Source organism: Pseudomonas sp. GW456-12-10-14-LB2 (assembly GCF_002884345.1).
GTDB classification, from domain to species: Bacteria; Pseudomonadota; Gammaproteobacteria; order Pseudomonadales; family Pseudomonadaceae; genus Aquipseudomonas; species Aquipseudomonas paraglycinae.
Window position 1 is genome coordinate 13,758 of the sequence record NZ_POHV01000052.1, and the last position, 22,335, is coordinate 36,092.

Below are 22,335 nucleotides of genomic sequence, written 5' to 3' on the forward strand. Positions count from 1 at the left end.
AAACCGCTAAGTCAAACGTGACAGGAGCTAGCCTAAGTTTTTGGAGCAATTGGCGAACCTGTCAACTTTGACAGGTGTAAAAACCGATCGACTTATAGCGAAACTTCATTTTTTGCCGGCCCATCGGGTTACGGCTTTCACCACCACCACAAAAAACACTGGCACAAAAATCACCGCCAACGTCGCGGTAATCATCCCACCAATCACCCCGGTACCAATCGCCTGCTGACTCGCCGAACTCGCACCCGTGGCAATCGCCAGCGGCACCACGCCCAGAATGAACGCCAGCGAAGTCATGACGATCGGCCGCAACCGCAGACGCGCCGCTTGCAGCGTAGCGTCAATCAGGTCATGCCCTTCGTCATACAGACTCTTGGCAAACTCGATGATCAGGATCGCGTTTTTCGCCGACAGGCCGATGATGGTGATCAGGCCGACCTTGAAGAACACGTCGTTGGGCATTCCGCGCAAAGTCACCGCCAGCACCGCGCCGAGTACGCCCAGCGGCACAACGAGCAGCACGGAAGTCGGGATCGACCAACTCTCATACAACGCCGCCAGGCACAGGAACACGATCAGCAGCGACAGCCCGAGCAGAATCGGCGCCTGACTGCCGGACAAACGTTCCTGCAACGACAGACCAGTCCATTCCTGACCCAGGCCTTTCGGCCCCTGAGCCACCAGCCGTTCGATCTCCGCCATGGCTTCGCCAGTGCTGTGGCCGGGTTTCGGTTCGCCGGAAATCGAGATCGCCGGGTAGCCGTTGTAGCGGGTCAACTGCGCCGGGCCTTGAGTCCACGTGGCTCGGACGAACGCCGACAGCGGCACCATTTTTCCGGCGTCGTTGCGCACATGCATTTTCAGCAGGTCATCGACCTGACTGCGACGGTCACCTTCAGCCTGCACGACAACGCGTTGCATCCGCCCCTGATTGGGGAAGTCGTTGACGTACGAAGAGCCAATGGCGGTGGACAGCACGTTGCCAACATCGGCGAACGAAACCCCCAAGGCGTTGGCCTGCTTGCGGTCCACTTCCAGTTGCACTTGCGGCGCTTCGGCCAGTGCGCTTTCACGCACGTTCATCAGGATCGGGCTTTTCTCGGCGGCTTCCAGCAACTGGGTGCGCGCCTCCATCAAGGTCGCATGGCCGAGGCCGCCACGATCCTGCAGGCGGAACTCGAAGCCGCTGGACGTACCGAGACCGTCAACCGGCGGCGGCAGCACGGCGAACGCCACGGCGTCCTTGATCTGGCTGAGGGCGATGTTGGCGCGGTCGGCAATCGAACTTGCCGAGTCGTCGCCGCCACGCTGCGACCAGTCCTTGAGCGTGGTAAACGCCAATGCGGCGTTCTGCCCGCTGCCGGAGAAGCTGAAACCGAGAATCACCGTGCTGTCGCCCACGCCCGGTTCGCCGGCGTTGTGCGCTTCGATCTGCTCGACCACCTGCACCGTGCGGTTCTTGCTCGCGCCGGGTGGCAGTTGAATGTCGGTGATGGTGTAACCCTGATCTTCAACCGGCAGGAACGAGGAGGGCAGGCGCGCGAAGCACAGGCCCAGACCCACCAGCAACACAACGTAGATCAGCAGATAACGACCGGTGCGTTTCAGCGCGTAACCGACCCAGCCTTGATAGCGATCGGTCAGTTGCTCGAAGCGACGGTTGAACCAGCCGAAGAACCCGGTTTTCTCGTGGTGTTCACCCTTGGCAATCGGCTTGAGCAAGGTTGCACACAGTGCCGGGGTCAAGGTCAGGGCGAGGAAGGCCGAGAACAGAATCGAAGTGGCCATCGACAGTGAGAACTGGCGATAGATGACGCCCACCGAACCCTGCATGAACGCCATCGGAATGAACACCGCCACCAGCACCAGGGTGATGCCGATGATCGCCCCGGTGATCTGGGTCATCGCCTTGCGCGTCGCTTCTTTCGGTGACAGGCCTTCGGTGGCCATGATCCGTTCGACGTTCTCCACCACCACGATGGCGTCGTCCACCAGAATGCCGATGGCCAGCACCATGCCGAACATGGTCAGCACGTTGATCGAGAACCCCAGCGCAAGCATGGTCGCGAAGGTGCCCATCAACGCCACCGGCACCACCAGCGTCGGGATCAGGGTGTAGCGGATGTTCTGCAGGAACAGGAACATCACTGCGAACACCAGCAACATCGCCTCGCCAAGGGTGTAGACCACTTTGGTGATCGAGACCTTCACGAATGGCGACGTGTCGTAGGGAATCTTGTATTCCACGCCCGCCGGGAAAAAGCGCGACAGTTCATCCATCTTCGCCCGGATCAAAGTGGCGGTGCTGAGCGCGTTGGCGCCCGGCGCCAGTTGCACGCCGACGGCGGTGGACGGCTTGCCGTTCAGACGGGTGCCGAACTGGTATTCCTGGCTGCCGATCTCGACCCGCGCCACATCCTTGATGCGCACGGTGGAGCCGTCCGGGTTGGCCTTGAGCACGATGTCGGCGAACTCTTCCGGGGTCGACAGTTGTCCCTTGACCAGAATCGTCGCGGTGATTTCCTGAGTGCTCGGGTTTGGCAGATCGCCGATGCTGCCCGCCGAGACCTGGGCGTTCTGCGCGACGATGGCGGCGTTGACGTCGGCCGGCGTCAGGTTGAAACCGATCAGCTTCTGCGGGTCGACCCAGATCCGCATCGCCCGTTCGGCGCCATACAGCTGGGCCTTGCCGACGCCGTCGATGCGCTTGATCTCGTTCATCACGTTGCGCGCCAGATAATCGCTGAGCGCTACGTCGTCGAGCTTGCCGTCGCTGGAGGTGAGGGTGATCAGCAACAGGAAACCGGCGGAGACTTTCTCCACCTGCAAACCTTGCTGGTTGACCGCTTGCGGCAGGCGCGACTCGACCACTTTAAGGCGGTTTTGCACGTCAACCTGTGCCAGTTCCGGATTGGTGCCCGGCTGGAAAGTGGCCTTGATGGTGGCGCTGCCGAGGCTGCTCTGCGATTCGAAATACAGCAGGTGATCGGCGCCGTTGAGCTCTTCCTCGATCAGGCTGACCACGCTTTCGTCGACGGTCTGCGCCGAGGCGCCCGGGTACACGGCATAGATCTCGATCTGCGGCGGCGCGACGTCGGGGTACTGCGCCACCGGCAATTGCGGGATGGCCAGCGCACCGGCCAACAGGATGAACAACGCGACGACCCAGGCGAACACCGGGCGGTCGATAAAGAACTGCGGCATAGAAGAGCGTCCTGCTTACTGACCAGAGGTCTGGGCAAGTGGAAGAGGGGTGTCGTCGATCTGCACCACTTCGCCCGGACGGGCGTGTTGCAGGCCTTCGATGACAATGCGGTCGCCGGGCTTGAGGCCGCCGGTAACGATCCAGCGGTCGTTCTGCACAGCGCCAAGCTGAACCGGCTGCTGGGCGACGCGCATCTGATCGTCGACGGTCAGCACTTGCGCCACACCGGCGCTGTCACGTTGCACCGCGCGTTGCGGCACGGTGAGGCCGTGTTGAATCACGCCTTGTTCCAGGCGCACGCGAACGTAGCTGCCGGGCAACAGGTCCAGATCCGGGTTGGGGAACTCGCTGCGCAGAATGATCTGACCGGTGCCCGGATCGACCGTGATGTCGCTGAACAGCAACTTGCCCGGCAACGGATAGAGGCTGCCGTCGTCCTGGATCAGCGTGGCCTTGACCTGATCCTGGCCGACCTGCTGCAACTGGCCGGACCGGAAGGCCCGGCGCAGCTCATTGAGTTCGCGGGTCGACTGGGTGAGGTCGGCGTGGATCGGGTTCAGTTGCTGGATCAGCGCCATGGGCGTGGTTTCGTTCTGGCCGACCAGTGCACCTTCGGTCACCAGGGCGCGACCGACACGCCCGGAGATCGGCGCGGTGACGGTGGCGTAACCGAGGTTCAGCTTCGCCCGCTCGACAGCAGCCTTGTTGGCGGCCACGTCGGCGGCAGTCTGCCGGGCATTGGCGCGGGCATTGTCGTAATCCTGAGCGCTGATGGCCTTGTCGTCGATCAACTGGGCGTAGCGCTGCTCCTGCAGTTTTGCCTGGAACGCATTGGCCTCGGCCTTGCGCAGGGCGGCTTCGGCGCTATCGAGGTCAGCCTTGAACGGCGCCGGGTCGATGCGGAACAAAACATCGCCCTTTTTTACGTCGCTGCCTTCGCGATAGGTGCGTTGCAGAACGACGCCGGCCACTCGGGCGCGGACTTCGGCAATGCGCGGCGCGGCAATCCGTCCGCTGAGTTCGCTGCTGATCGACAGGGGGCGCGCCTCAAGGGTTTCGATCCGCACGGTGGCCGGCGGCGCCTGTTCCTCGGCGTTCGAGGATTTATCACAGGCACTCAGCGTCAGCGCCAATGCGATCAGGCCGAGCCCGGCCAGCAGATTCTTCGACATGTACAACCCCCAATATTGATCTGCGCATCCTACGGACAGTCGCCGAGGGTAGCGGTGAAGCTTTGTAGGCGCTGTGTGAAATTGTGTAAGGGTTTTGCTCAGGGACGAGTGAGGGCGTATATCCTTTACGCCTTGATATTTATTGCGACAGATAAAGCACCGCGAGCAGGCTCGCTCCCACAAGGGATTGCATTCCAAATGTGGGAGCGAGCCTGCTCGCGATAGCGGACGATGGGTCGCCACTGTATTTCTGGATCACCTCAATGCCCAACATTCTTCTGGTCGAAGACGACACCGCCCTCGCCGAACTGATCTCCAGTTACCTCGAACGCAACGGTTACTCCGTCAGCGTGATCGGCCGTGGCGACCATGTGCGCGAACGGGCGCGGCTCAATCCGCCGGATCTGGTGATTCTCGACCTGATGCTGCCGGGCCTCGACGGTTTGCAGGTCTGTCGCCTGTTGCGTGCCGATTCGGCCACGCTGCCGATCCTGATGCTCACCGCCCGCGACGACAGCCACGATCAGGTGCTGGGCCTGGAAATGGGCGCCGACGATTACGTCACCAAGCCCTGTGAGCCGCGCGTCCTGCTGGCGCGAGTGCGCACTTTGCTGCGGCGCAGCAGCCTCGGCGAGCCGATGACCGCCAACGACCGGATCCTGATGGGCAATCTGTGCATCGATTTGTCGGAACGCACGGTGACCTGGCGCGAGCAACCTGTGGAGCTGTCCAGCGGCGAATACAACCTGCTGGTGGTGCTGGCCCGTCATGCCGGCGAAGTGCTGAGCCGCGACCAGATCCTGCAACGCCTGCGCGGCATCGAATTCAACGGCACCGACCGCTCGGTGGACGTGGCGATTTCCAAGCTGCGGCGCAAGTTCGACGACCACGCCGGCGAGGCGCGCAAGATCAAGACCGTGTGGGGCAAGGGTTATCTGTTCAGCCGTTCCGAGTGGGAATGCTGATTCGATGTTCAGAATCCTGTTTCGCCTCTATCTGGTGACGATCGTCTCCTACAGTGCGGCGATCTATCTGGTGCCGGATCTGGTAGTGATGGCGTTCAAGCAGCGATTCGTCACTTACAACCTCGACTATTCCCGAGGCCTGCAATCGCTGATCACCAAGCAGTTTCGCGCGGTGCCGCAGGATCAGTGGCCGGCGCTGGCAGCATCGATGGACAAGGATTTTCAACCGCTGCACATCGTGCTCGCCCGTATTGATGACCCTGGCTTCACCGCCATCGAGCAAGAGCGGCTGCGGCGTGGTGAGAACATGGTGCGGGTGGGCGACTGGGGCTGGCGCACGCTGGCGGTCACGCCGCTCAACGACGAAATGGCGGTGCAGATGGTGGTGCCGCCGGATCCGATGGACGTGAACCTGTTGTACTGGAGCATCAACGTGCTGATCGGCGCCAGTCTGCTGGCGTGCCTGTTGCTCTGGTTTCGCCCGCACTGGCGCGATCTGGAACGCCTCAAGGGCACGGCCGAACGTTTCGGCAAGGGCCATTTGAGCGAGCGCACGCAGATTGGCGCAAGCTCCAACATCGGCAGTCTGGCCAATGTGTTCGACACCATGGCCGGCGATATCGAAAACCTGCTCAACCAGCAGCGGGACCTGCTCAACGCCGTGTCCCACGAATTGCGCACGCCGCTGACCCGCCTGGACTTCGGCCTGGCGCTGGCGCTGTCCGATGACTTGCCGCAAGCCAGCCGCGAACGCCTGCAGGGGCTGGTCGCGCACATTCGCGAACTGGATGAATTGGTGCTGGAGTTGCTGTCCTACAGTCGCCTGCAGAATCCGGCGAAGTTGCCGGAGCAGGTCGAAGTGTCGCTGGACGAGTTCATCGACAGCATTCTGGGCAGCGTCGATGAAGAACTGGAATCCCCGGAAATCGTCATCGATGTGCTGCTGCACAATCAGCTGGAACGCTTCTCCCTCGACCCGCGCCTGACGGCCCGCGCGATTCAGAACCTGCTGCGCAACGCCATGCGCTACTGCGAGAAACGCATTCAGATCGGTGTGCAGGTCTGCCCGAAAGGCTGCGAGATCTGGGTGGATGACGACGGCATCGGCATTCCGGAAGACGAGCGGGAGCGGATTTTCGAGCCGTTCTATCGACTGGATCGCAGTCGCGATCGGGCGACCGGCGGGTTTGGCCTGGGACTGGCGATCAGCCGGCGGGCGCTGGAAGCGCAGGGCGGGACGTTGACGGTGGAGGGTTCGCCATTGGGCGGGGCGCGTTTCAGGCTTTGGCTGCCAACCCCGACCTGATGATCGCTGAGGTCCCACCCAGAGCGCTGATCGTTCCCACGCTCTGCGTGGGAATGCCGCCCAGGACGCTCCGCGTCCTTTGTGACGCAGAGCGTCACCGTATGCATTCCCACGCGGAGCGTGGGAACGATCAGCAAGTGGGTCAAAGCAGTTCAGTGGACTGGATCAACCCAACCCCAGCTACCTGCATCCGCTCGATCGCCGACGCCAGCGAGCCGTTCAAATCAATCGCCCGGCACGCATCCAGCACCACAAACGCATTGAACCCCGCCGCCCGTGCATCCAGCGCGGAGAACATCACGCAGAAATCCAGCGCCAGACCAACCATGTAAACCGTTTCGATCCCGCGTTCCTTCAGATAACCGGCCAGACCCGTGGTCGTGACGCGATCCGCTTCCAGAAACGCCGAATAGCTGTCGATGTCCGGGTTGCAGCCCTTGCGGATGATCAATTGCGCGTGGGGCAGATCAAGCCCCGAGTGAAACTCGGCACCGCGTGAACCCTGAATGCAATGATCCGGCCACAGCGTCTGCTCACCGTACGGCAGTTGAATCACATCGTAAGGCTGACGCCCGGGATGGCTGGAAGCAAACGAAGCATGCCCCGCCGGATGCCAGTCCTGGGCGATGACCACTTGCTTGAACTGCCCGGCGAGCCGGTTGATCAGCGGAACGATAAGGTCACCTTCGGGCACGGCCAACTGGCCGCCGGGAATGAAGTCGTTCTGCACGTCGATGACCAGCAGGGCTGTGCGTGGAGAAATCGGCATAAATCCATCCTTCGTGGAAAATCACCCGAGCAGCATAGTGACAAAATTCTTTAAACGTTCAGCTGGGTCTTAAACATTTTCGCCATCTCCTCCAGCTCGTAAGCCGGGTGATGGCCGATCAGCATCCAGGCATGTTCGCGTTCGGTCCAGTACACCACGTTCATCCCGTGCCGGCGTTCATGGGCCAGCGGCTGGCTGCCGCTGTTGGTGCGCGTGACGCACAGCGCCAACGGGCCGTGGGTGGCGTCGAGCCAGGTCATCTGGGCGATGGGCACGCCGTCATACTCGAGCAATTGCGCGCGTTTGAACTGTGCGCCCGGCAGTTTCAGTTTCGCCGGCGACAGGCTCACGCCGAGCCGCGCATCGACGGTTCGCAGCTGCGCCAGTTGCGAGGCTTCGTCGGTGGGCAGATGTTCGAGGGTCTGCGGCACATACAGCGCCATGTAATCGCCCACCAGCTCGCGCCAGTTGTGCGATTGCTGCGTTTGCCAGGCCAGGAGCAAGCGGTCCGCCGCGACACCTGCGAGCGCCACGCCCGCTGCCGCCGCGCCGATGAACCAGCGCCGGCTCAAACCGGGCTTCTGCGGTGACGGCGCGGCATCGAGCCGGGCCTGCAAGCGATCAAGCGGTGCCTGTTGCGCCAGTTCGTCGTAGGCAGCCTTGAATGGCAGGTTGCTGCGACTCAGCCATTGCACGCGCAAACTCAGCAGCGGATCGTCGGCGATGAGGCTGTCGAGTTGGCTGCGCTGTTCGCGGTCAAGTTCATCGTCCAGATACGCCACCAGTTGCTCGTCGGAAGGCGCATTCATTGCCGGTCTCCTGCGGGGCTGTTCGGTACCGCTTGCAGCGGCGGGTATTCGGCCAGTTTCAGGCGCGCGGTGGCCAGACGGCTCATGACCGTGCCGATCGGCACTTGCAGGATCTCGGCGACTTCGCGGTAGGACAGGCCTTCGACGTAGGCCAGATAAACCGTTTCACGCTGGGTTTCCGGCAACGCATCGACCCGGCGGATCACCTGCGCTGCCATCACATGAGTCTGCGCGGCGTATTCACCATCGAACGTCAGCTGGCTTTCGGCATCCGCCACACCCTGGCCCTGGCGCACCCGGCGGGCGCGCACTTCATTGAGCCAGATCGAATGCAGGATGCTCAGCAGCCACCGATCCATGCGTGTGCCGGCCACGTACTGGCCCGAACGTTCGAGCGCCCGCACGCAGGTGGCTTGCACCAGATCCTCGGCCACGTGCCGATTGCGCGACAGCAGCAATCCGTAGCGCCACAGGCGCGCCAGGTGTTGCCCGAGTTCGGCCCTGAAGGCCTGATCGCTGAAAATGTTCGCCTCCGCGTGTCGTGTCAGGTTTTCGATGAATCGTTGATGGCTTCGGCCAGGTCCCGGTATTCCTCGCAGGTCGTGCCGCAGATCGTCTGGATGTGCTGCAACTGTTCCTGCGCAAGATCGACGCGGCCCTTGATCACATAGGCTTCGCCCAGGTATTCGCGGACTTGCGCGTACTGCGGATCAAGCTTGACCGATTGCAGGTAATATCCGATGCCTTCGTCAGTGCGCCCCAGTTTGCGCGTGGCGTAACCGCGATAGTTGAGGGCCTTGGCGGTGTTCGGTTGTTCCAGCGTGTCGAGCAGGGTCAGGGCTTCTTCATAACGGCCGGCCTTGGCCAGACGGTAGGCGTAATCGGTCCGGTCGGCGTCGGGCACCAGATGGCTGGTCTGCATCACACACTTCTGGGTCTTGGTGTCGAACACCTGGCCTTTGGGGCAGTTGGGCTTCTGTACCGGCGCCTCTTCATCGCCATTGGCGAAGGCGAGGGGGCTCGCGAAAACCGCGGCCACCAGCAACGGGGCGGCGAACATAACGGAACGGATAGTCATGGGCAAGGCTCCACAGGGGGTCATGTTTCACTTTGAACACCGCAGGGTGAAAATTTATTCATTGCTTTGTCAGGCTTTGTTAAAGGAAAGCCCTTTTTCCGGCGCTATGCTCGTCAGCACTCGTTGTCGATCTGCAGTTCTACCATGGGAGTTTGGCCATGAAAGATCAGGTTCACCACTCGGCCGCCAGCGGCTACAAAACCGCTGCCGACACCTACGTCAAAGGCCGGCCCGACTATCCGCCGGCCGTCAGTGAATGGCTGACGGGCACGCTGGGCCTTGATGGCCACAAGACCGTTATCGACCTCGGCGCCGGCACCGGCAAGTTCACCGGACGGCTGGTGGCGACCGGCGCCCAGGTGATCGCCGTGGAACCGGTGGCGCAGATGCTGGAAAAACTGTCGCTGGCCTGGCCGCAGGTGCTGGCCGTCAGCGGTACGGCGACGGATTTGCCGCTGCCCGACGCCTCGGTGGATGCCGTGGTCTGCGCCCAGGCCTTTCACTGGTTTGCCAGCACAGAAGCGCTGGATGAAATCGCCCGGGTCCTTAAACCGGGAGGCAAGCTGGGCCTGATCTGGAACCTGCGCGACACCCGGATCGACTGGGTGCCCAAGCTGGACGCCATCGTCAATGCGCTGGAAGGTGACACACCGCGCTTCTACACCGGCGAATGGCGCAAGGCCTTTCCCCATCCGGCGTTCGGGCCGTTGCAGGCGCAGCACTTTCAGCATGGCCATACCGGCTCGCCGGAGGATGTGATTTTCAACCGGGTGCGCTCCACCAGTTTCATTGCGGCGTTGAGTGACCAACAACGTGCGAAGATCGACGAGCAGATTGCTCAACTGATTGCCGGCGAGCCGCAGTTGCGGGGCAGGGAAGTGGTGACGGTGCCTTACGAGACCGCCGCCTTCGTCGCGGTGAAGAACGGCTAGAGTCCCGCATTTGGCCGAACCGCCGTGCTGATGCCTTGTTATAGTTCGGGCCTCATTTTCAGCCCGGTAAAGGACTTCTGCCATGACTCAATACACCGCCTTCAGCGTCGAACTGGCCGACAACATCGCCCATTTGCAGATCAATCGTCCGGAAAAGATCAACTCGATGAACGCCGCGTTCTGGAGCGAAATCGTCGAGGTGTTCCAGTGGATCGACGACACCGACGAAGTGCGGGTGGTGGTGCTCAGCGGCGCCGGCAAACACTTTTCCTCGGGCATCGACCTGATGATGCTGGCCGGCGTGGCCAATGAGCTGGGCAAGGACGTCGGCCGCAATGCGCGCCTGCTGCGCAAGAAGATCCTGACCCTGCAAGCATCCTTCAATGCGGTCGACAATTGCCGCAAACCGGTACTCGCGGCGATCCAGGGGTATTGCCTGGGCGGCGCCATCGATCTGATCGCCGCCTGCGACATGCGCTACGCCGCCGAAGACGCGCAATTCTCTATTAAAGAAATCGATATCGGCATGGCGGCTGATGTAGGCACTTTGCAACGGTTGCCACGGATCATCGGTGACGGCATGCTGCGTGAGCTGGCTTACACCGGTCGCACCTTTGGCGCCGAAGAAGCGCGCAGCATCGGTCTGGTCAATCGCGTCTACAGCGACAAGGACAGCCTTATCGAAGGCGTGATGGACATTGCCCGGGACATCGCCGGCAAGTCGCCGATCGCGGTCACCGGCACCAAGGAAATGATCAGCTACATGCGCGACCATCGCATCGACGACGGTCTCGAGTACGTTGCCACCTGGAACGCCGCCATGCTGCAATCCAACGATTTGCGCGTGGCCATGGCCGCCCATATGAGCAAACAGAAACCCGAATTTCTGGATTGAGAAACCATGACATCTCGCTGGACCACTGCAGTACTGGACACCGATCAACCCGGCGGCTGGGCCGTGGCGCGCAGCCCCGAGGGTTTCCTGTTCGATGACAACGGCGCGCTGTTCCCGCGGGAATGGCTCAAGCGCCAGGACTTGTCGATCCTTGCCGAGCACGGTATCGGTCATCTCGATGGCGAGCCGGTGTATCTGCTGGAACTGCGCAGCACCAGCGAGGTGCCGGGTTGCAGCTGGAAAGGCCTGCGGGCGTTCATGCTCGATGGCGATCACACGATCTACAAAGTGCTGGGTTATGCGGCGCAGATTGGTACTTGGGCGCGCGAACACCGTTTCTGCGGCAACTGCGGTCAGGCCATGACCCAGGTGCCGCGGGAGCGGGCGATGTATTGCCAGCCGTGCGACCTGCGCAGTTATCCGCGGATTTCGCCGAGCATGATCGTGCTCGTGACCCGTGGCGATGAAGTGCTGCTGGCGCGCTCACCGCGTTTCGTCACCGGGGTCTACAGCACGCTGGCCGGGTTTGCTGAACCGGGTGAGTCGGCCGAGGATTGCCTGATTCGCGAAGTGCGCGAGGAAGTGCAGATCGAGGTGAAGAACATCCAATACATGGGCAGCCAGTGCTGGCCGTTCCCGCATTCGATGATGCTCGGCTTCCATGCCGAATACGCCGGTGGCCAGATTGTCTGTCAGGAAGACGAGATCGAAGACGCCCAGTGGTTCAACGTGCACGATCTGCCGCCGTTGCCGGCGTCCAAATCGATTGCCCGTTATCTGATCGACGTCTACGTGGCGCGGCGCTTAGGCCACGCTGAACCAGTGCTGCCAGGCTAGACGCACGGTCAACCCCAGCACCACGGTGATGAACACCGGACGAATGAACTTGGCGCCGCCGCTGATCGCGGTGCGCGCCCCGAAGAATGCGCCGACCATCACCGACAGGCCCATGCTCAGGCCGATGATCCAGTCCACCTGCCCGGAAAACACGAACACCGACAGCGCCGCAATGTTGCTGACGAAGTTCATGCTGCGCGCCACGCCGCTGGCCTTGACCAGATCGATCGGGTACAGCAGCAGGCTGCTGACCGTCCAGAACGCGCCAGTGCCGGGGCCGGCTACGCCGTCGTAGAAACCGAGGCTGAAGCCCTGGGTCGATTGCCACTTCTTCTTGATCGGTGCGTCGCTGTCCAGCGGCGCTTTCGGCGTGCCGCCAAACAACAGGTACAGGCCACAGGCGAAGACGATCACCGGCAGCATCTTGTTCAGCCATTCGGCGGGCAGGTAATGGGCGACGACGGCGCCGGTCAGCGCACCGACCAGCGTGCCGACGATGGCGTGCATCCACTGCCGTGGGTGAAACAGCTTGCGTCGGTAGAAGGTGAAACTGGCGGTGGCCGAACCGAAGGTCGAACTCAGTTTATTAGTGCCCAGCACCAGGTGCGGCGGCAGGCCGGCGGTGAGCAACGCAGGCGTGGTCAACAGACCGCCACCGCCGGCGATGGCGTCGATGAATCCGGCAATGAAAGCGACAAGGGCCAGAACGGCCAGGGTGGTGAGGTCAACGCTGAGTTCGAAAGGCATGGAATCGGCTTATTTCGGCAGGGCGCAGAGCTGGGCTGCGGGGAGGGCAGTCATGTTACTCATTTCCGAATGTTGCGGCGACCCATAAGACTCGACCAGCGACGGCTCAACTGTTGCCCACCCAACACGCACCCAACAATTCACCCTCTCACCATGCATGCCGATTTCCGGAGAAACCAATAAAACCGGGTCTCCCGCCGCTGGCACGCTTGCTGCTCTGGCTTACTCACCTTCATCAACTGTCCCGAGGACACGCCAATGAGTCAGCAAGCCGTGAAATTTGCCTACTGGGTGCCGAACGTCAGCGGTGGCCTGGTGGTCAGCAAGATCGAGCAACGCACCGATTGGGGCATCGACTACAACCGCAAACTGGCGCAATTGGCCGAGGCGGCGGGTTTCGAATATGCCCTGACGCAAATCCGCTTCACCGCCGGTTACGGCGCCGAGTTTCAGCATGAATCGGTTGCCTTCAGCCACGCGCTGCTCGCGGCCACCAGCCAACTCAAAGTCATCGCCGCCATCTTGCCCGGCCCGTGGCAACCGGCGCTGGCGGCCAAACAATTGGCGACCATCGATCAACTCACCAACGGCCGGATTGCGGTGAACATCGTCAGCGGCTGGTTCAAGGGCGAATTCCAGGCGATTGGCGAGCATTGGCTGGAGCACGACGAGCGCTATCGTCGTTCTGAAGAGTTCATCCGTTCATTGCGAGGGATCTGGAGTCAGGACAACTTCACCTTCCGTGGCGATTTCTATCGCTTCGACAATTACAGCCTCAAACCGAAACCGCTGGGCCGCCCGGAAATCTTTCAGGGCGGCAGCTCCCGTGCCGCACGTGACATGGCGGCGCGGGTGTCGGATTGGTATTTCACTAACGGCAACAGCGTCGAGGGCATCAAGGCACAGGTCGACGACATTCGCGCCAAAGCGGCGGCAAACCATCATTCAGTAAAAATCGGGGTGAATGCTTTTGTGATCGCCCGAGATACCGAAGAAGAAGCCAAAGCGGTGCTGGCGCAGATCATCGATCAGGCTGACCCGGAAGCGGTGAATGCCTTCGGTGATGCAGCGAAACAGGCGGGCAGGGCGTCGCCGGAAGGTGAGGGCAACTGGGCCAAATCGACCTTTGAAGATCTGGTGCAGTACAACGACGGCTTCAAGACCAACCTGATCGGCACGCCGCAGCAGATTGCCGAGCGCATCGTCGCGTTGAAAGCGGTGGGGGTTGATCTGGTATTGGCGGGGTTCCTGCATTTTCAGGAAGAGGTGGAGTATTTCGGTCAGCGGGTGTTGCCGCTGGTGCGGGAACTTGAGGCTAAAGCGCAATCGGCCCGGACTGCCGAATTCGCCTGAAAATCCCTCCTGCACACTGTGCAGGAGGGATCGGCTACTTAATTACAGACCCAGCTCGGACAATCCCGGATGATCATCCGGGCGCCGGCCCAGCGGCCAGTGGAACTTGCGTTCGCTTTCCTTGATCGGCATGTCGTTGATGCAGGCGTAACGCTGGAACATCAGGCCGTTGTCGTCGAATTCCCAGTTCTCGTTGCCGTAGGAACGGAACCAGTTGCCCGAGTCGTCGTGCCACTCGTAGGCGTAGCGCACGGCGATGCGGGTGTCGGAGTAGGCCCAGAGTTCCTTGATCAGGCGGTAATCCAGTTCCTTGACCCATTTGCGGGTCAGGAAACCCTTGGCTTCTTCGCGGTTGTTGGCGAACTCGGCGCGGTTACGCCACTTGGTGTCCAGGGTGTAGGCCAGCGACACGCGCTCCGGGTCGCGGGAGTTCCAGCCATCCTCGGCCAGACGAACTTTTTCAATGGCCGATTCACGGTTGAACGGTGGCAATGGCGGACGAACTTCGGCTGCAGTAGACATGTTTGTCTCCCGATCTATTAACAGTTAAACAACTTGTCAGGCTTATTAAGGCGTTACAGGTCCAATAACTTTCGCGCCATGCATTGCGCATTATCGGCGGCACTGTGATCACCCATCACAAGCGCTACGGTAATGGCACCGTCAATCAGTATCAGCAGCTGTTTGGCCAACAGTTGCGGATCCTCGGCACCATGTTCGGTACACAGCTCGCACAGGTAGTCGAGCAGTTTCTGTTTGTGGTCTTTGGCGACCAGGCGAACCGGATCCTCGGGATCGCCGGTCTCACCGCTGGTGTTGATGAAGGCACAGCCCCGGAAACCTTCCGAGGCGAACCAGCCCTTGAGCACGGTAAACAGGTTGAGCAGCCGATCGGCCGGGGTTTCGGCCTGATCGACGGCGCTTCTGTACCAGTGCATCCAGCGCACGTCTCGTCGTTGCAGGGCGGCGACGGTCAGCTCCTCCTTGTTGGCGAAGTAGCGGTAGATACTCTTTCTGGAAACGCCGGCGGTTTTCACCAGAAGATCCATACCGGTGGCAGCGATGCCACTTTTGTAGATCAACTTTTCGGTGACATCCAGAATGATGTCTCGGGTCGTGTCGTTGCTGGTGATTTCGTTCATGTGGCGAACAGTAGAACGATCGTTCTCCTTGGTCAAGCAGTTATTTTATGATCGCTCTCGCGTTCTACTTGATCGTTCCCGCGCTCTGCGTGGGAATGCCTCAAGGGACGCTCTGCGTTCCAGCTCTGGAAGGGACGCGGAGCGTCCCGGGCTGCGTTCCCACGCAGAGCGCGGGAACGATCAATCAGGCGGGAAGACCCGAAGGAGTTGATGGTGTAAGCTCTCGGTTCTTCGGATTCGACCCATTGCGAGCCCTATGCCGTTGCTTTTCAAACGCTCTCTGCTGCCCAAACTGCGCAGCTTTCCGCTGACCGCCGAGGCCGTGACGATCCTGCCCGGCGCCGCCGATTTCCGCCGTTGCCTGCTGGAGAAAATCGCCCAGGCGACCCAGCGCATCTACCTCGTCGCGCTTTATCTGCAAAACGATGAAGCCGGCCAGGAAATCCTCGATGCCTTGCACGCCGCCAAACTCAAGCGTCCCGAGCTTGAAATCGCGGTGGTCGTCGACTGGCTGCGGGCCCAGCGCGGCTTGATCGGTGCCGGCAAACAGCCGGGCAACTCGGCGTGGTATCAGGAAATGACCCGCACCCACCAGAGCGTGGTGCCGGTCTACGGCGTGCCGGTGCAGACCCGCGAGTTGTTCGGCGTGCTGCACCTCAAAGGCTTCGTGATCGACGATTGCGTGGTCTACAGCGGTGCCAGCCTGAACAACGTCTACCTGCACAAGTTCGACAAGTACCGTTTCGACCGTTATCACGTGCTGCAAAGCCGCGAACTGGCGGACTCGATGCACCATCTGGTCAAGCACGGCCTGATCGAATCGAAAGCGGTGCATCGCCTCGACCTGCCGAACCTGCCGACCACCCGCAGCCTGCGCAACGACATCGGCGATCTGCGCAGCCGTCTCAAATACGCGGCGTACGACACCAGTGCCGGCAGCACGGCGCATACCGGCCTGTCGGTCAGTCCGTTGCTTGGCGTGGGCAAGAACAACCCGCTGAACCGGGTGATTCTGGAACTGATCGCCAGCGCCCAGAAGCAGCTGACCATCTGCACGCCGTACTTCAACCTGCCGCTCGGCGTGATCCGCGAGATCAACCGGGCGCTGGCGCGTGGCGTGAAGATCGACATCGTGGTCGGCGACAAGACCGCCAACGACTTCTACATCCCGCCGACCGAGCCGTTCAAGGTGATCGCCGCGCTGCCGTATCTCTACGAGATCAGCCTGCGCCGTTTCGCCAAGCGACATCAGCGCAACATCGACAGCGGCCAGTTGAACCTGCACCTGTGGCGTGAGGGCGACAACAGCTATCACCTCAAGGGCATGTGGATCGACCAGCGCTATACGCTGCTGACCGGCAACAACCTCAATCCGCGGGCGTTCCGTCTCGATCTGGAAAACGCCTTGCTGATCGATGACCCGAAAGGCGAGTGGCTCGAGCCGCGCCGTGCGGAGCTGGAGAACATCTTCGTTCACACCACGCGAATCGCACGTTTCCAGGATCTGGAAGCCTTGCCGGATTACCCGGCGGGCGTGGCCAAGTTCCTCAAGCGCGTGAGCCGGGTGCGGGTCGAGCGGTTGCTCTATCGCATTCTCTAAAACCGGCCCACAAAAAATCCCCCGAACGCAGCAAGCGTCCGGGGTTTTTTTTATGCGCGGACTCAGTTCAGCCCGAGTTTGCCACGCAATGTCGACAGGTCTTCCGCCAGGGTATTGACCGGGCCTACCAGCGCCTTGCGGTCGTTGTCCTTCACCTTGTCGTAAGTCTCGAAACCACCGTCCTTGGTCTTGTACTTCGCCAGGATCTTGTCCACGGTGGCGAAGTTCTTGTCGACTTTGGCAACGAAGGCCTTGTCCTGTTTCTCGATCTGCGGACGGAACAGGTCGACGATTTTCTTCGCGCCGTCGATGTTGCCCTGGAAGTCGTACAGGTCGGTGTGGCTGTAGCGGTCTTCTTCACCGGAGATCTTGGTCGCGGCGACTTCTTCGAGCAGCGCAGCGGCGCCGCCGACGACTTTTTCCGGCGGGAAGGTCAGGCCGGCGACGCGGGTCTGCAGGTCCTTCACGTCCTTGTTCAGGCCGTCCGCCAGGGCGTCCAGATCCTTGGTGCTCTTTTCCGAGAACAGCGAGTATTCGATGCGGTGGAAGCCGGTGAAGTCTTCGGCTTTCACGCCTTGCTCGTGGTCATCGACGCGGGAGTCGATGGAGGCGTCGAGGTCACTGAACAGCTCGGCGATCGGCTCGATCGACTCGTAATAAACGCGGGTCGGCGCGTAGAGCTTCTGCGCGGTGGCCAGGTCGCCTTTTTTCACCGCGTCGGTGAACTGCTGGGTGTGGCTGGCCAGTTCATCCAGTTGTTCGGTGACGTAGATCTTGTAGTCCGACACTGGCCCCACCAGATCCAGTGGCGCGGTCGCGGCGAACGCCGACAGCGGGGTGTTGAGCAAACCAAGGGTCAGTAATAACGCGAGTGGCGTTTTTTTAATGGGGCGGCTCCTGTTGAATGCTATGCAGTTGTTTTTGGTTGAGTAGCGTCGAGCAGCGAACGACCGATGAAATCCTTGTCGCCCGTGACACCCGGCAGGGTGAAGAAGTAACCGCCGCCGACCGGCTTGAGGTATTCCTCCAGCGGCTCGCCGTTGAGGCGGGTCTGCACGGTGATGAAGCCTTTTTCCAGGTCGGCTTGGTAGCAGATGAACAGCAGGCCCATGTCGAGCTGGCCATTCTTGTTCACGCCGTTGGAGTAGTTGAACGGACGGCGCAGGATCAGATTGGCCTGGCTCGCGGCGGTGCGCGGATTGGCCAGGCGGATGTGCGCGTCGAGCTTGGTCAGCTTGCCTTCCGGGTCCTTGCTGTAATCCGGGACTTCGGTTTCATGGCTGGCGCCCATTGGCGCGCCGGTGGTTTTGACCCGGCCGATGATGCTTTCCTGTTCCTGCAATGGCGTGCGGTCCCAGCGTTCGACGAAGTTGCGGATGATCCGCACCGCCTGATAACTGCCGTGGGCCGCCCAGGCCGGTTCGTCGCTGCCCGGTTGCACCCAGACGATGCGGTCCATGGCCTTGCCGTCGTTGGAATCCGGGTTGGCCGAACCGTCACGGAAACCCAGAAAGTTGCGCGCCGATTGCGCCGGCACACCGGGTTTGGCAGGGGCTTGCGGCGGCACGCTGCCTTCCTGTTTCCAGCGCACCAGCAGCAGGTCCGGCAGGTTTTTCACGATGTCGCGCAGGGCGTGGATGTTGGTGTCGGCGGTGTTGGAGCAGAACTGCAGGCTCAGGTCGCCGTGGCAGCAATCGGCTTCCAGCGCATCGTTAGGGAAACCGACCATGCGCACCAGACGCTTGGGTTTGGCGGACGCGAGGCCGAAACGCTCATCAAACAACGATTCGCCGACGGACACGGTGATGGTCAGGTTGTCCGGCGTCACCACCGGGCCGAGGATTCCGGAATCCGGCGGCGGCAACTTCGGATCGATCTGCGCCACCGGGCCGCCCTTCATCAGGAATGAGATGCGCTCGTTGAGGGTGCGGAACAGCCGCTCCAGGTCTTCACGGTCGCTGGCCAGCACATCGAACGACACCAGCATGCCGGCCGCCGGACGCGGGGTGACGATGCCAGTCTGGTGCACGCCATGGAAATCGTGGTGATCCTGGGTCTTGTCGCTGCTCGGCGCTTCGGTGACTTGCGCAGGGGCGGCGGCCATCGCCGGGCAGCTCAGGGCAGTACCGGCCAGTGCGACGCCGGCGGCGCCCATGCCCATCAGTACGCGGCGACGTTGCAGGTTGAAGTGTTCGGAATCGTTCATCGGTATTCGTCTTCTGCTTACAGGCCGGAGAGGCCGAGGGCGGGATCAATGGCGTCGAGGGCGTCGGCCAGGGCCTTGGCCTTGTCGGCGATCTGCTTGCGTTGCTCACCGTTGACGGTGTCGTAACTGGCGTAGCCGTCCTTGACCTTGAAGCCGTTCAGCGTGGTATCGAAATCAGCCAGCGCACTGTCGATTTTCGGCATCAGGTCGGCGGCGGATTTGCTCAGCAGCGGGCGCAGCAGTTCGACGACTTTGTGCGCGGTTTCCTGATTGGCCGCGAAGCCGTTGAGATCGCTGTGGCTGTAGCGTTCCTCTTCGCCGCTGGCGGCGCGCACGTCGGCGAGGGTATTGAGGTTGCGCACGACGATTTCCACCAGTTGCTCCGGCGGCAGCGACTGGGCCAGCAGCTGTTGTTTCAGGGTGGTGACGTTGTCGAGCAAGCCTTGGGCAATGGGCGTCAGATCATCGAGTTTGCGTTGCTGGAACAGCGCGTATTCGAGACGGTGGAAACCGACGAAGGCCGGATCCTGCTCGCGTTTTTCGAAGTAATCGGCGCGGGCGTTGATGCTGTTGTCCAGCTCCGCCAGACGTTGTGCGGCGGGGGCCAGACGCTGATACGCGGCGCGGGTCGGCAAATACAAAGCCTGGGCCTGGGCCAGATCGCCGCTGTCGATGGCTTGATTCAGCGCCGTCACGGCTTTGATCAGCGCGCTGCTCTGGCTGGCCAGATACACGCGGAACTCCGACAGCGGCCCGACGAAGGCAACCATCGAAGGCTTGGCCTTGGCGGCGGCATCCGAAGCGGCGGTCGGCGTCACGTGCAGCGTGCCGCGCGGGTTGCTCAGCAGGCCGCAAGTGATGGCGTAATCGCCGGGTTGCAGGTTGGCGTTGATTACCTGGCTCAGGCCCGGGGCGATGTTCTCGCGTTCTTCGATCACCAGCACGCCGTCGAGAATTTCCCATTCCACCGCCCGGTCGGAGCGGTTGACGATGCGAAAGCTGGCGTGGCCGGCCGGCACCGTCAGGGCGTTCGGCTCGCAACTGTGCGGATGGATGTTCACCACCACTTCGTCATGGTTGTGCTGACGTTTGGCGGCGGCCATTTTCGAGGCGTAGTAGAACAGGCCACCGGCGGCGATCATCACGACCACCGAACCGGCCACCGCCCAGCGCAAGGCGCGGGGAGGCGAGGCCTGAGAAGTATTAGGCTTTGACATGAAGGCCCTTATTGGCTGGAAACGGAAGACGATTGGGCAGCGGGCTTGGGTGCCGGCATGAAGAACATGACCAGCGCCACCAGCAGATAAATCAGGTAGGCGCCGAGGGTGCTGACGGTCGGCGCGTCCTGATAACCGAACATGCCGGCCAGCACCGAGCCCAGCGGGCCATCCATCGGCAGCGTCGCGCTGAAGTCGAAGAGCACGGTTTGCAGGTGGTTCCACACCCCGGCCTCATGCAGGGCCTGTACCGAGTTGGCGAGAATCCCGGCGGCGACCACGAGGATGAACAGCCCGGTCCAGCGGAAGAACGCCGACAGGTTCAAACGCATGCTGCCGCTGTAGATCAGGAAGCCGACGATGATCGCCAGGATCAGGCCGAGCAGGGCGCCGATCGGCGCGGCCGGGCCTTCGCTCTGCTGGAACACGGCGAGCAGGAAGAACACGGTTTCCAGACCTTCACGGGCCACGGCGAAAAACACCATGGCGATCAGCGCGATGACCTGATGCTTTGACGCGGTCAGCGCGTGATCGAGGGAGGCTTGCAGCGAATGCTTGATCGAACGCGCCACCTTGCGCATCCAGAACACCATCGAACTGAGAATGCCCACGGCCACCAGCCCGACCACGCCTTCGAACAGTTCCTGCTGTTTTTGCGGGAATTCGGCGCTGACCAGCTCCAGGCCACCGCCGACCAGCAACGCCAGCGCAGCAGCGAGGAACACTCCGATCCACACCGCCGGCATCCACTGGCCACGGCCGGTCTGTTGCAGGTAGCTGGCGATGATGCCAACGATCAGCGCGGCTTCGATGCCTTCGCGCAACATGATCAAAAAGGGAACGAGCATTCGACGATCACTGTGTAACGAAATGAGGTTACAAGTTGTAACATAATGAAAGTCATTCTCACATGGCATTCATTGACATTTAGCTGAACCGGAGCTGAACGAGTCTGAACATCCACGCCACCGAGCCAGCTGCGCTAAGATGCCCGCCACTCGAACAACAACAGGATTGCGCGCGTTCCATGTCGGAAAAAGACACCATCGCCATTCAACTGGTGCGCGAGGCACTGCTGCAAAGTTGTGCCCTGGGCGTGGCCACGGAAGAAGTCTTGAGCAAGGTCGGGATCGATCCGGCGTTGCTGTCCACCGATGACGCACGCGTCCCGGCCAGTCAGTACGCACGGTTATGGCGCCTGCTGGCGCGGCGCGGCGATGACGAGTTCTTCGGCATGGACCCGCGCAAGCTGAAATCCGGCAGCCTGGAATTCCTCTGCCGCAGCGCCATGGCCCAGCCGAACCTGGCTGCAGGTTTGAGCACCGGTCTGAATTTCCTGTCGTTGATGCTTGAACGTCTGCCGGCGCAACTGGTGCACCAGCAGAGTCTGGCGGAAATCGTGTTGCTGGAAGACGACCCGGAACCGCGCCGCGCCTTCACCTATTTCACTTACTGGATGATCGTCCACGGCGTGGCGTGCTGGCTGGCGGGGCGGCGGATTCCGATCCTGGCCATCGAGCTGCGCTGCCCGGCGCCGGATTTCTGTGATGACTATCGGGTGATGTTCTCGGAAAACCTGCGTTTCGACCGGCCGCGCACGCGGATGATCTTCGCCGCCGACGTGCTGGATCTGCCGATCAAGCGCAGCGCCGAGGAGTTGAAGCGTTTCCTGGCCCATGCCCCGGCCAACATTCTGGTGAAGTACCGCGACCCGGAAAGCCTTGCGAGCCGGATCAAGCAGGATCTGCGGCAATTATCTGCTGAACACTGGCCGGAAACCGACGCGCTGGCCCAACAGTTGTGCATGTCGGCTTCGACCCTGCGTCGGCGTCTGGCTGAAGAAGGGCAGACTTATCAGGGGTTGAAGGACAGCGTGCGCAAGGAGTTGGCGATCACCTGGCTGGCGGAGCCTTCGATCAGTTTTGCCGAGATCGCCACACGCCTGGGGTTTGCCGATGCGAGTTCGTTCTACAAGGCGTTTCGCAAGTGGTCGGGAACCAATCCGGGGCATTACCGCAGCTTGATTCTCAACGAAGCGGTCTGATCCACCACAGACTCACCGCCCACCGCCCACCGCCCACCGCCAACTCTCGTTCCCACGC

General features: G+C 61.6%; 21 protein-coding genes. 8 read left to right on the top strand and 13 right to left on the bottom strand.

Features of this window, described 5'->3' with window-relative positions; genetic code table 11:
• Window positions 1-105: 105 nt before the first annotated feature.
• The gene (locus tag C1X29_RS25915) at window positions 106-3,204 is read right to left on the bottom strand and encodes an efflux RND transporter permease subunit (RefSeq protein ID WP_102718707.1); all 3,099 of its coding nucleotides are present in this window, start codon (window positions 3,202-3,204) and stop codon (window positions 106-108) included.
• A gap of 15 nt (window positions 3,205-3,219) precedes the next feature.
• On the bottom strand, window positions 3,220-4,377 hold the full coding sequence (locus C1X29_RS25920) for an efflux RND transporter periplasmic adaptor subunit (RefSeq protein ID WP_102718708.1): 1,158 nt from the start codon (window positions 4,375-4,377) through the stop codon (window positions 3,220-3,222).
• Window positions 4,378-4,640: 263 nt separating this feature from the next.
• Between C1X29_RS25920 and C1X29_RS25925 the strand changes: the two genes are divergently transcribed.
• Window positions 4,641-5,342 (top strand): response regulator transcription factor, encoded by a 702-nt coding sequence (locus C1X29_RS25925; RefSeq protein ID WP_007960391.1) that lies wholly within the window; start codon window positions 4,641-4,643, stop codon window positions 5,340-5,342.
• 4 nt (window positions 5,343-5,346) lie between these two features.
• Window positions 5,347-6,648, top strand: coding sequence for an ATP-binding protein (locus tag C1X29_RS25930; RefSeq protein ID WP_085745569.1), 1,302 nt, complete (start codon window positions 5,347-5,349; stop codon window positions 6,646-6,648).
• 142 nt (window positions 6,649-6,790) lie between these two features.
• On the opposite strand, the gene pncA is transcribed toward C1X29_RS25930, so the two are convergent.
• From pncA to C1X29_RS25950, 4 genes are all read right to left on the bottom strand, one after another.
• The gene (gene pncA, locus C1X29_RS25935) at window positions 6,791-7,417 is read right to left on the bottom strand and encodes a bifunctional nicotinamidase/pyrazinamidase (protein WP_102718709.1); all 627 of its coding nucleotides are present in this window, start codon (window positions 7,415-7,417) and stop codon (window positions 6,791-6,793) included.
• Window positions 7,418-7,467: 50 nt separating this feature from the next.
• Window positions 7,468-8,226, bottom strand: a complete 759-nt coding sequence (locus C1X29_RS25940) for an anti-sigma factor (RefSeq protein WP_102718710.1) — start codon at window positions 8,224-8,226, stop codon at window positions 7,468-7,470.
• The gene (locus C1X29_RS25945; RefSeq protein WP_256584399.1) at window positions 8,223-8,681 is read right to left on the bottom strand and encodes a sigma-70 family RNA polymerase sigma factor; all 459 of its coding nucleotides are present in this window, start codon (window positions 8,679-8,681) and stop codon (window positions 8,223-8,225) included. The genes C1X29_RS25940 and C1X29_RS25945 overlap by 4 nt, the downstream gene beginning before the upstream one ends.
• An 89-nt stretch (window positions 8,682-8,770) precedes the next feature.
• Window positions 8,771-9,304 carry a tetratricopeptide repeat protein gene (locus tag C1X29_RS25950; RefSeq protein ID WP_102718712.1) on the bottom strand — a complete coding sequence of 178 codons (534 nt, stop codon included), beginning with the start codon at window positions 9,302-9,304 and terminating at the stop codon, window positions 8,771-8,773.
• A gap of 158 nt (window positions 9,305-9,462) precedes the next feature.
• Here C1X29_RS25950 and C1X29_RS25955 point away from each other — a divergent pair, with 158 nt between their 5' ends.
• The 3 genes from C1X29_RS25955 (at window position 9,463) to nudC (ending at window position 11,968) form a co-directional block, all read left to right on the top strand.
• Window positions 9,463-10,236, top strand: a complete 774-nt coding sequence (locus C1X29_RS25955; protein WP_102688065.1) for a class I SAM-dependent methyltransferase — start codon at window positions 9,463-9,465, stop codon at window positions 10,234-10,236.
• An 82-nt stretch (window positions 10,237-10,318) separates the two neighbouring features.
• Window positions 10,319-11,131, top strand: coding sequence for a crotonase/enoyl-CoA hydratase family protein (locus C1X29_RS25960; RefSeq protein WP_102718713.1), 813 nt, complete (start codon window positions 10,319-10,321; stop codon window positions 11,129-11,131).
• A gap of 6 nt (window positions 11,132-11,137) precedes the next feature.
• Window positions 11,138-11,968 (top strand): NAD(+) diphosphatase, encoded by an 831-nt coding sequence (gene nudC / locus C1X29_RS25965; protein WP_102718714.1) that lies wholly within the window; start codon window positions 11,138-11,140, stop codon window positions 11,966-11,968.
• On the opposite strand, the gene C1X29_RS25970 is transcribed toward nudC, so the two are convergent.
• A complete protein-coding gene (locus C1X29_RS25970; RefSeq protein WP_007951261.1) occupies window positions 11,936-12,715 on the bottom strand; it encodes a TSUP family transporter in 780 nt (259 codons plus the stop codon). The genes nudC and C1X29_RS25970 overlap by 33 nt on opposite strands.
• A 258-nt stretch (window positions 12,716-12,973) precedes the next feature.
• Between C1X29_RS25970 and sfnG the strand changes: the two genes are divergently transcribed.
• The gene (gene sfnG, locus C1X29_RS25975) at window positions 12,974-14,068 is read left to right on the top strand and encodes a dimethylsulfone monooxygenase SfnG (RefSeq protein WP_102718715.1); all 1,095 of its coding nucleotides are present in this window, start codon (window positions 12,974-12,976) and stop codon (window positions 14,066-14,068) included.
• Window positions 14,069-14,110: 42 nt separating this feature from the next.
• Here the strand turns inward: sfnG and C1X29_RS25980 are convergent, their stop codons facing one another.
• On the bottom strand, window positions 14,111-14,590 hold the full coding sequence (locus C1X29_RS25980) for a nuclear transport factor 2 family protein (protein ID WP_102718716.1): 480 nt from the start codon (window positions 14,588-14,590) through the stop codon (window positions 14,111-14,113).
• Window positions 14,591-14,643: 53 nt separating this feature from the next.
• Window positions 14,644-15,210: a TetR/AcrR family transcriptional regulator gene (locus tag C1X29_RS25985; protein ID WP_007951264.1), complete on the bottom strand. Its 567-nt coding sequence runs from the start codon at window positions 15,208-15,210 to the stop codon at window positions 14,644-14,646.
• Between the two features lie 256 nt (window positions 15,211-15,466).
• Between C1X29_RS25985 and pssA the strand changes: the two genes are divergently transcribed.
• Complete coding sequence (gene pssA / locus C1X29_RS25990; protein WP_085687126.1) at window positions 15,467-16,810, top strand: CDP-diacylglycerol--serine O-phosphatidyltransferase; 1,344 nt, start codon at window positions 15,467-15,469, stop codon at window positions 16,808-16,810.
• 62 nt (window positions 16,811-16,872) lie between these two features.
• Here the strand turns inward: pssA and efeO (C1X29_RS25995) are convergent, their stop codons facing one another.
• From efeO (C1X29_RS25995) to efeU, 4 genes are read right to left on the bottom strand one after another with little or no spacing between them, the layout of a single operon-like run.
• Window positions 16,873-17,697: an iron uptake system protein EfeO gene (efeO, locus tag C1X29_RS25995; RefSeq protein WP_085687128.1), complete on the bottom strand. Its 825-nt coding sequence runs from the start codon at window positions 17,695-17,697 to the stop codon at window positions 16,873-16,875.
• A gap of 20 nt (window positions 17,698-17,717) precedes the next feature.
• A complete protein-coding gene (gene efeB, locus C1X29_RS26000) occupies window positions 17,718-19,016 on the bottom strand; it encodes an iron uptake transporter deferrochelatase/peroxidase subunit (RefSeq protein ID WP_102718717.1) in 1,299 nt (432 codons plus the stop codon).
• A 17-nt stretch (window positions 19,017-19,033) separates the two neighbouring features.
• Entirely contained in the window at window positions 19,034-20,233 is a 1,200-nt protein-coding gene (gene efeO / locus C1X29_RS26005) for an iron uptake system protein EfeO (RefSeq protein ID WP_102718718.1), read from the bottom strand.
• Between the two features lie 8 nt (window positions 20,234-20,241).
• The gene (gene efeU, locus C1X29_RS26010) at window positions 20,242-21,081 is read right to left on the bottom strand and encodes an iron uptake transporter permease EfeU (protein ID WP_007951269.1); all 840 of its coding nucleotides are present in this window, start codon (window positions 21,079-21,081) and stop codon (window positions 20,242-20,244) included.
• A 179-nt stretch (window positions 21,082-21,260) separates the two neighbouring features.
• Here efeU and C1X29_RS26015 point away from each other — a divergent pair, with 179 nt between their 5' ends.
• Entirely contained in the window at window positions 21,261-22,277 is a 1,017-nt protein-coding gene (locus tag C1X29_RS26015; protein ID WP_102718719.1) for an AraC family transcriptional regulator, read from the top strand.
• The last annotated feature ends 58 nt before the right edge of the window (window positions 22,278-22,335 follow it).

Excerpts from the sequence above, each read along its gene's own strand:
- C1X29_RS25915 (WP_102718707.1), bottom strand. The coding sequence starts at position 3,204 with ATGCCGCAGTTCTTTATCGACCGCCCGGTGTTCGCCTGGGTCGTCGCG.
- C1X29_RS25920 (WP_102718708.1), bottom strand. The coding sequence starts at position 4,377 with ATGTCGAAGAATCTGCTGGCCGGGCTCGGCCTGATCGCATTGGCGCTG.
- C1X29_RS25925 (WP_007960391.1), top strand. The coding sequence starts at position 4,641 with ATGCCCAACATTCTTCTGGTCGAAGACGACACCGCCCTCGCCGAACTG.
- C1X29_RS25930 (WP_085745569.1), top strand. The coding sequence starts at position 5,347 with ATGTTCAGAATCCTGTTTCGCCTCTATCTGGTGACGATCGTCTCCTAC.
- pncA (WP_102718709.1), bottom strand. The coding sequence starts at position 7,417 with ATGCCGATTTCTCCACGCACAGCCCTGCTGGTCATCGACGTGCAGAAC.
- C1X29_RS25940 (WP_102718710.1), bottom strand. The coding sequence starts at position 8,226 with ATGAATGCGCCTTCCGACGAGCAACTGGTGGCGTATCTGGACGATGAA.
- C1X29_RS25950 (WP_102718712.1), bottom strand. The coding sequence starts at position 9,304 with ATGACTATCCGTTCCGTTATGTTCGCCGCCCCGTTGCTGGTGGCCGCG.
- C1X29_RS25955 (WP_102688065.1), top strand. The coding sequence starts at position 9,463 with ATGAAAGATCAGGTTCACCACTCGGCCGCCAGCGGCTACAAAACCGCT.
- C1X29_RS25960 (WP_102718713.1), top strand. The coding sequence starts at position 10,319 with ATGACTCAATACACCGCCTTCAGCGTCGAACTGGCCGACAACATCGCC.
- nudC (WP_102718714.1), top strand. The coding sequence starts at position 11,138 with ATGACATCTCGCTGGACCACTGCAGTACTGGACACCGATCAACCCGGC.
- C1X29_RS25970 (WP_007951261.1), bottom strand. The coding sequence starts at position 12,715 with ATGCCTTTCGAACTCAGCGTTGACCTCACCACCCTGGCCGTTCTGGCC.
- sfnG (WP_102718715.1), top strand. The coding sequence starts at position 12,974 with ATGAGTCAGCAAGCCGTGAAATTTGCCTACTGGGTGCCGAACGTCAGC.
- C1X29_RS25980 (WP_102718716.1), bottom strand. The coding sequence starts at position 14,590 with ATGTCTACTGCAGCCGAAGTTCGTCCGCCATTGCCACCGTTCAACCGT.
- C1X29_RS25985 (WP_007951264.1), bottom strand. The coding sequence starts at position 15,210 with ATGAACGAAATCACCAGCAACGACACGACCCGAGACATCATTCTGGAT.
- pssA (WP_085687126.1), top strand. The coding sequence starts at position 15,467 with ATGCCGTTGCTTTTCAAACGCTCTCTGCTGCCCAAACTGCGCAGCTTT.
- efeB (WP_102718717.1), bottom strand. The coding sequence starts at position 19,016 with ATGAACGATTCCGAACACTTCAACCTGCAACGTCGCCGCGTACTGATG.
- efeO (WP_102718718.1), bottom strand. The coding sequence starts at position 20,233 with ATGTCAAAGCCTAATACTTCTCAGGCCTCGCCTCCCCGCGCCTTGCGC.
- efeU (WP_007951269.1), bottom strand. The coding sequence starts at position 21,081 with ATGCTCGTTCCCTTTTTGATCATGTTGCGCGAAGGCATCGAAGCCGCG.
- C1X29_RS26015 (WP_102718719.1), top strand. The coding sequence starts at position 21,261 with ATGTCGGAAAAAGACACCATCGCCATTCAACTGGTGCGCGAGGCACTG.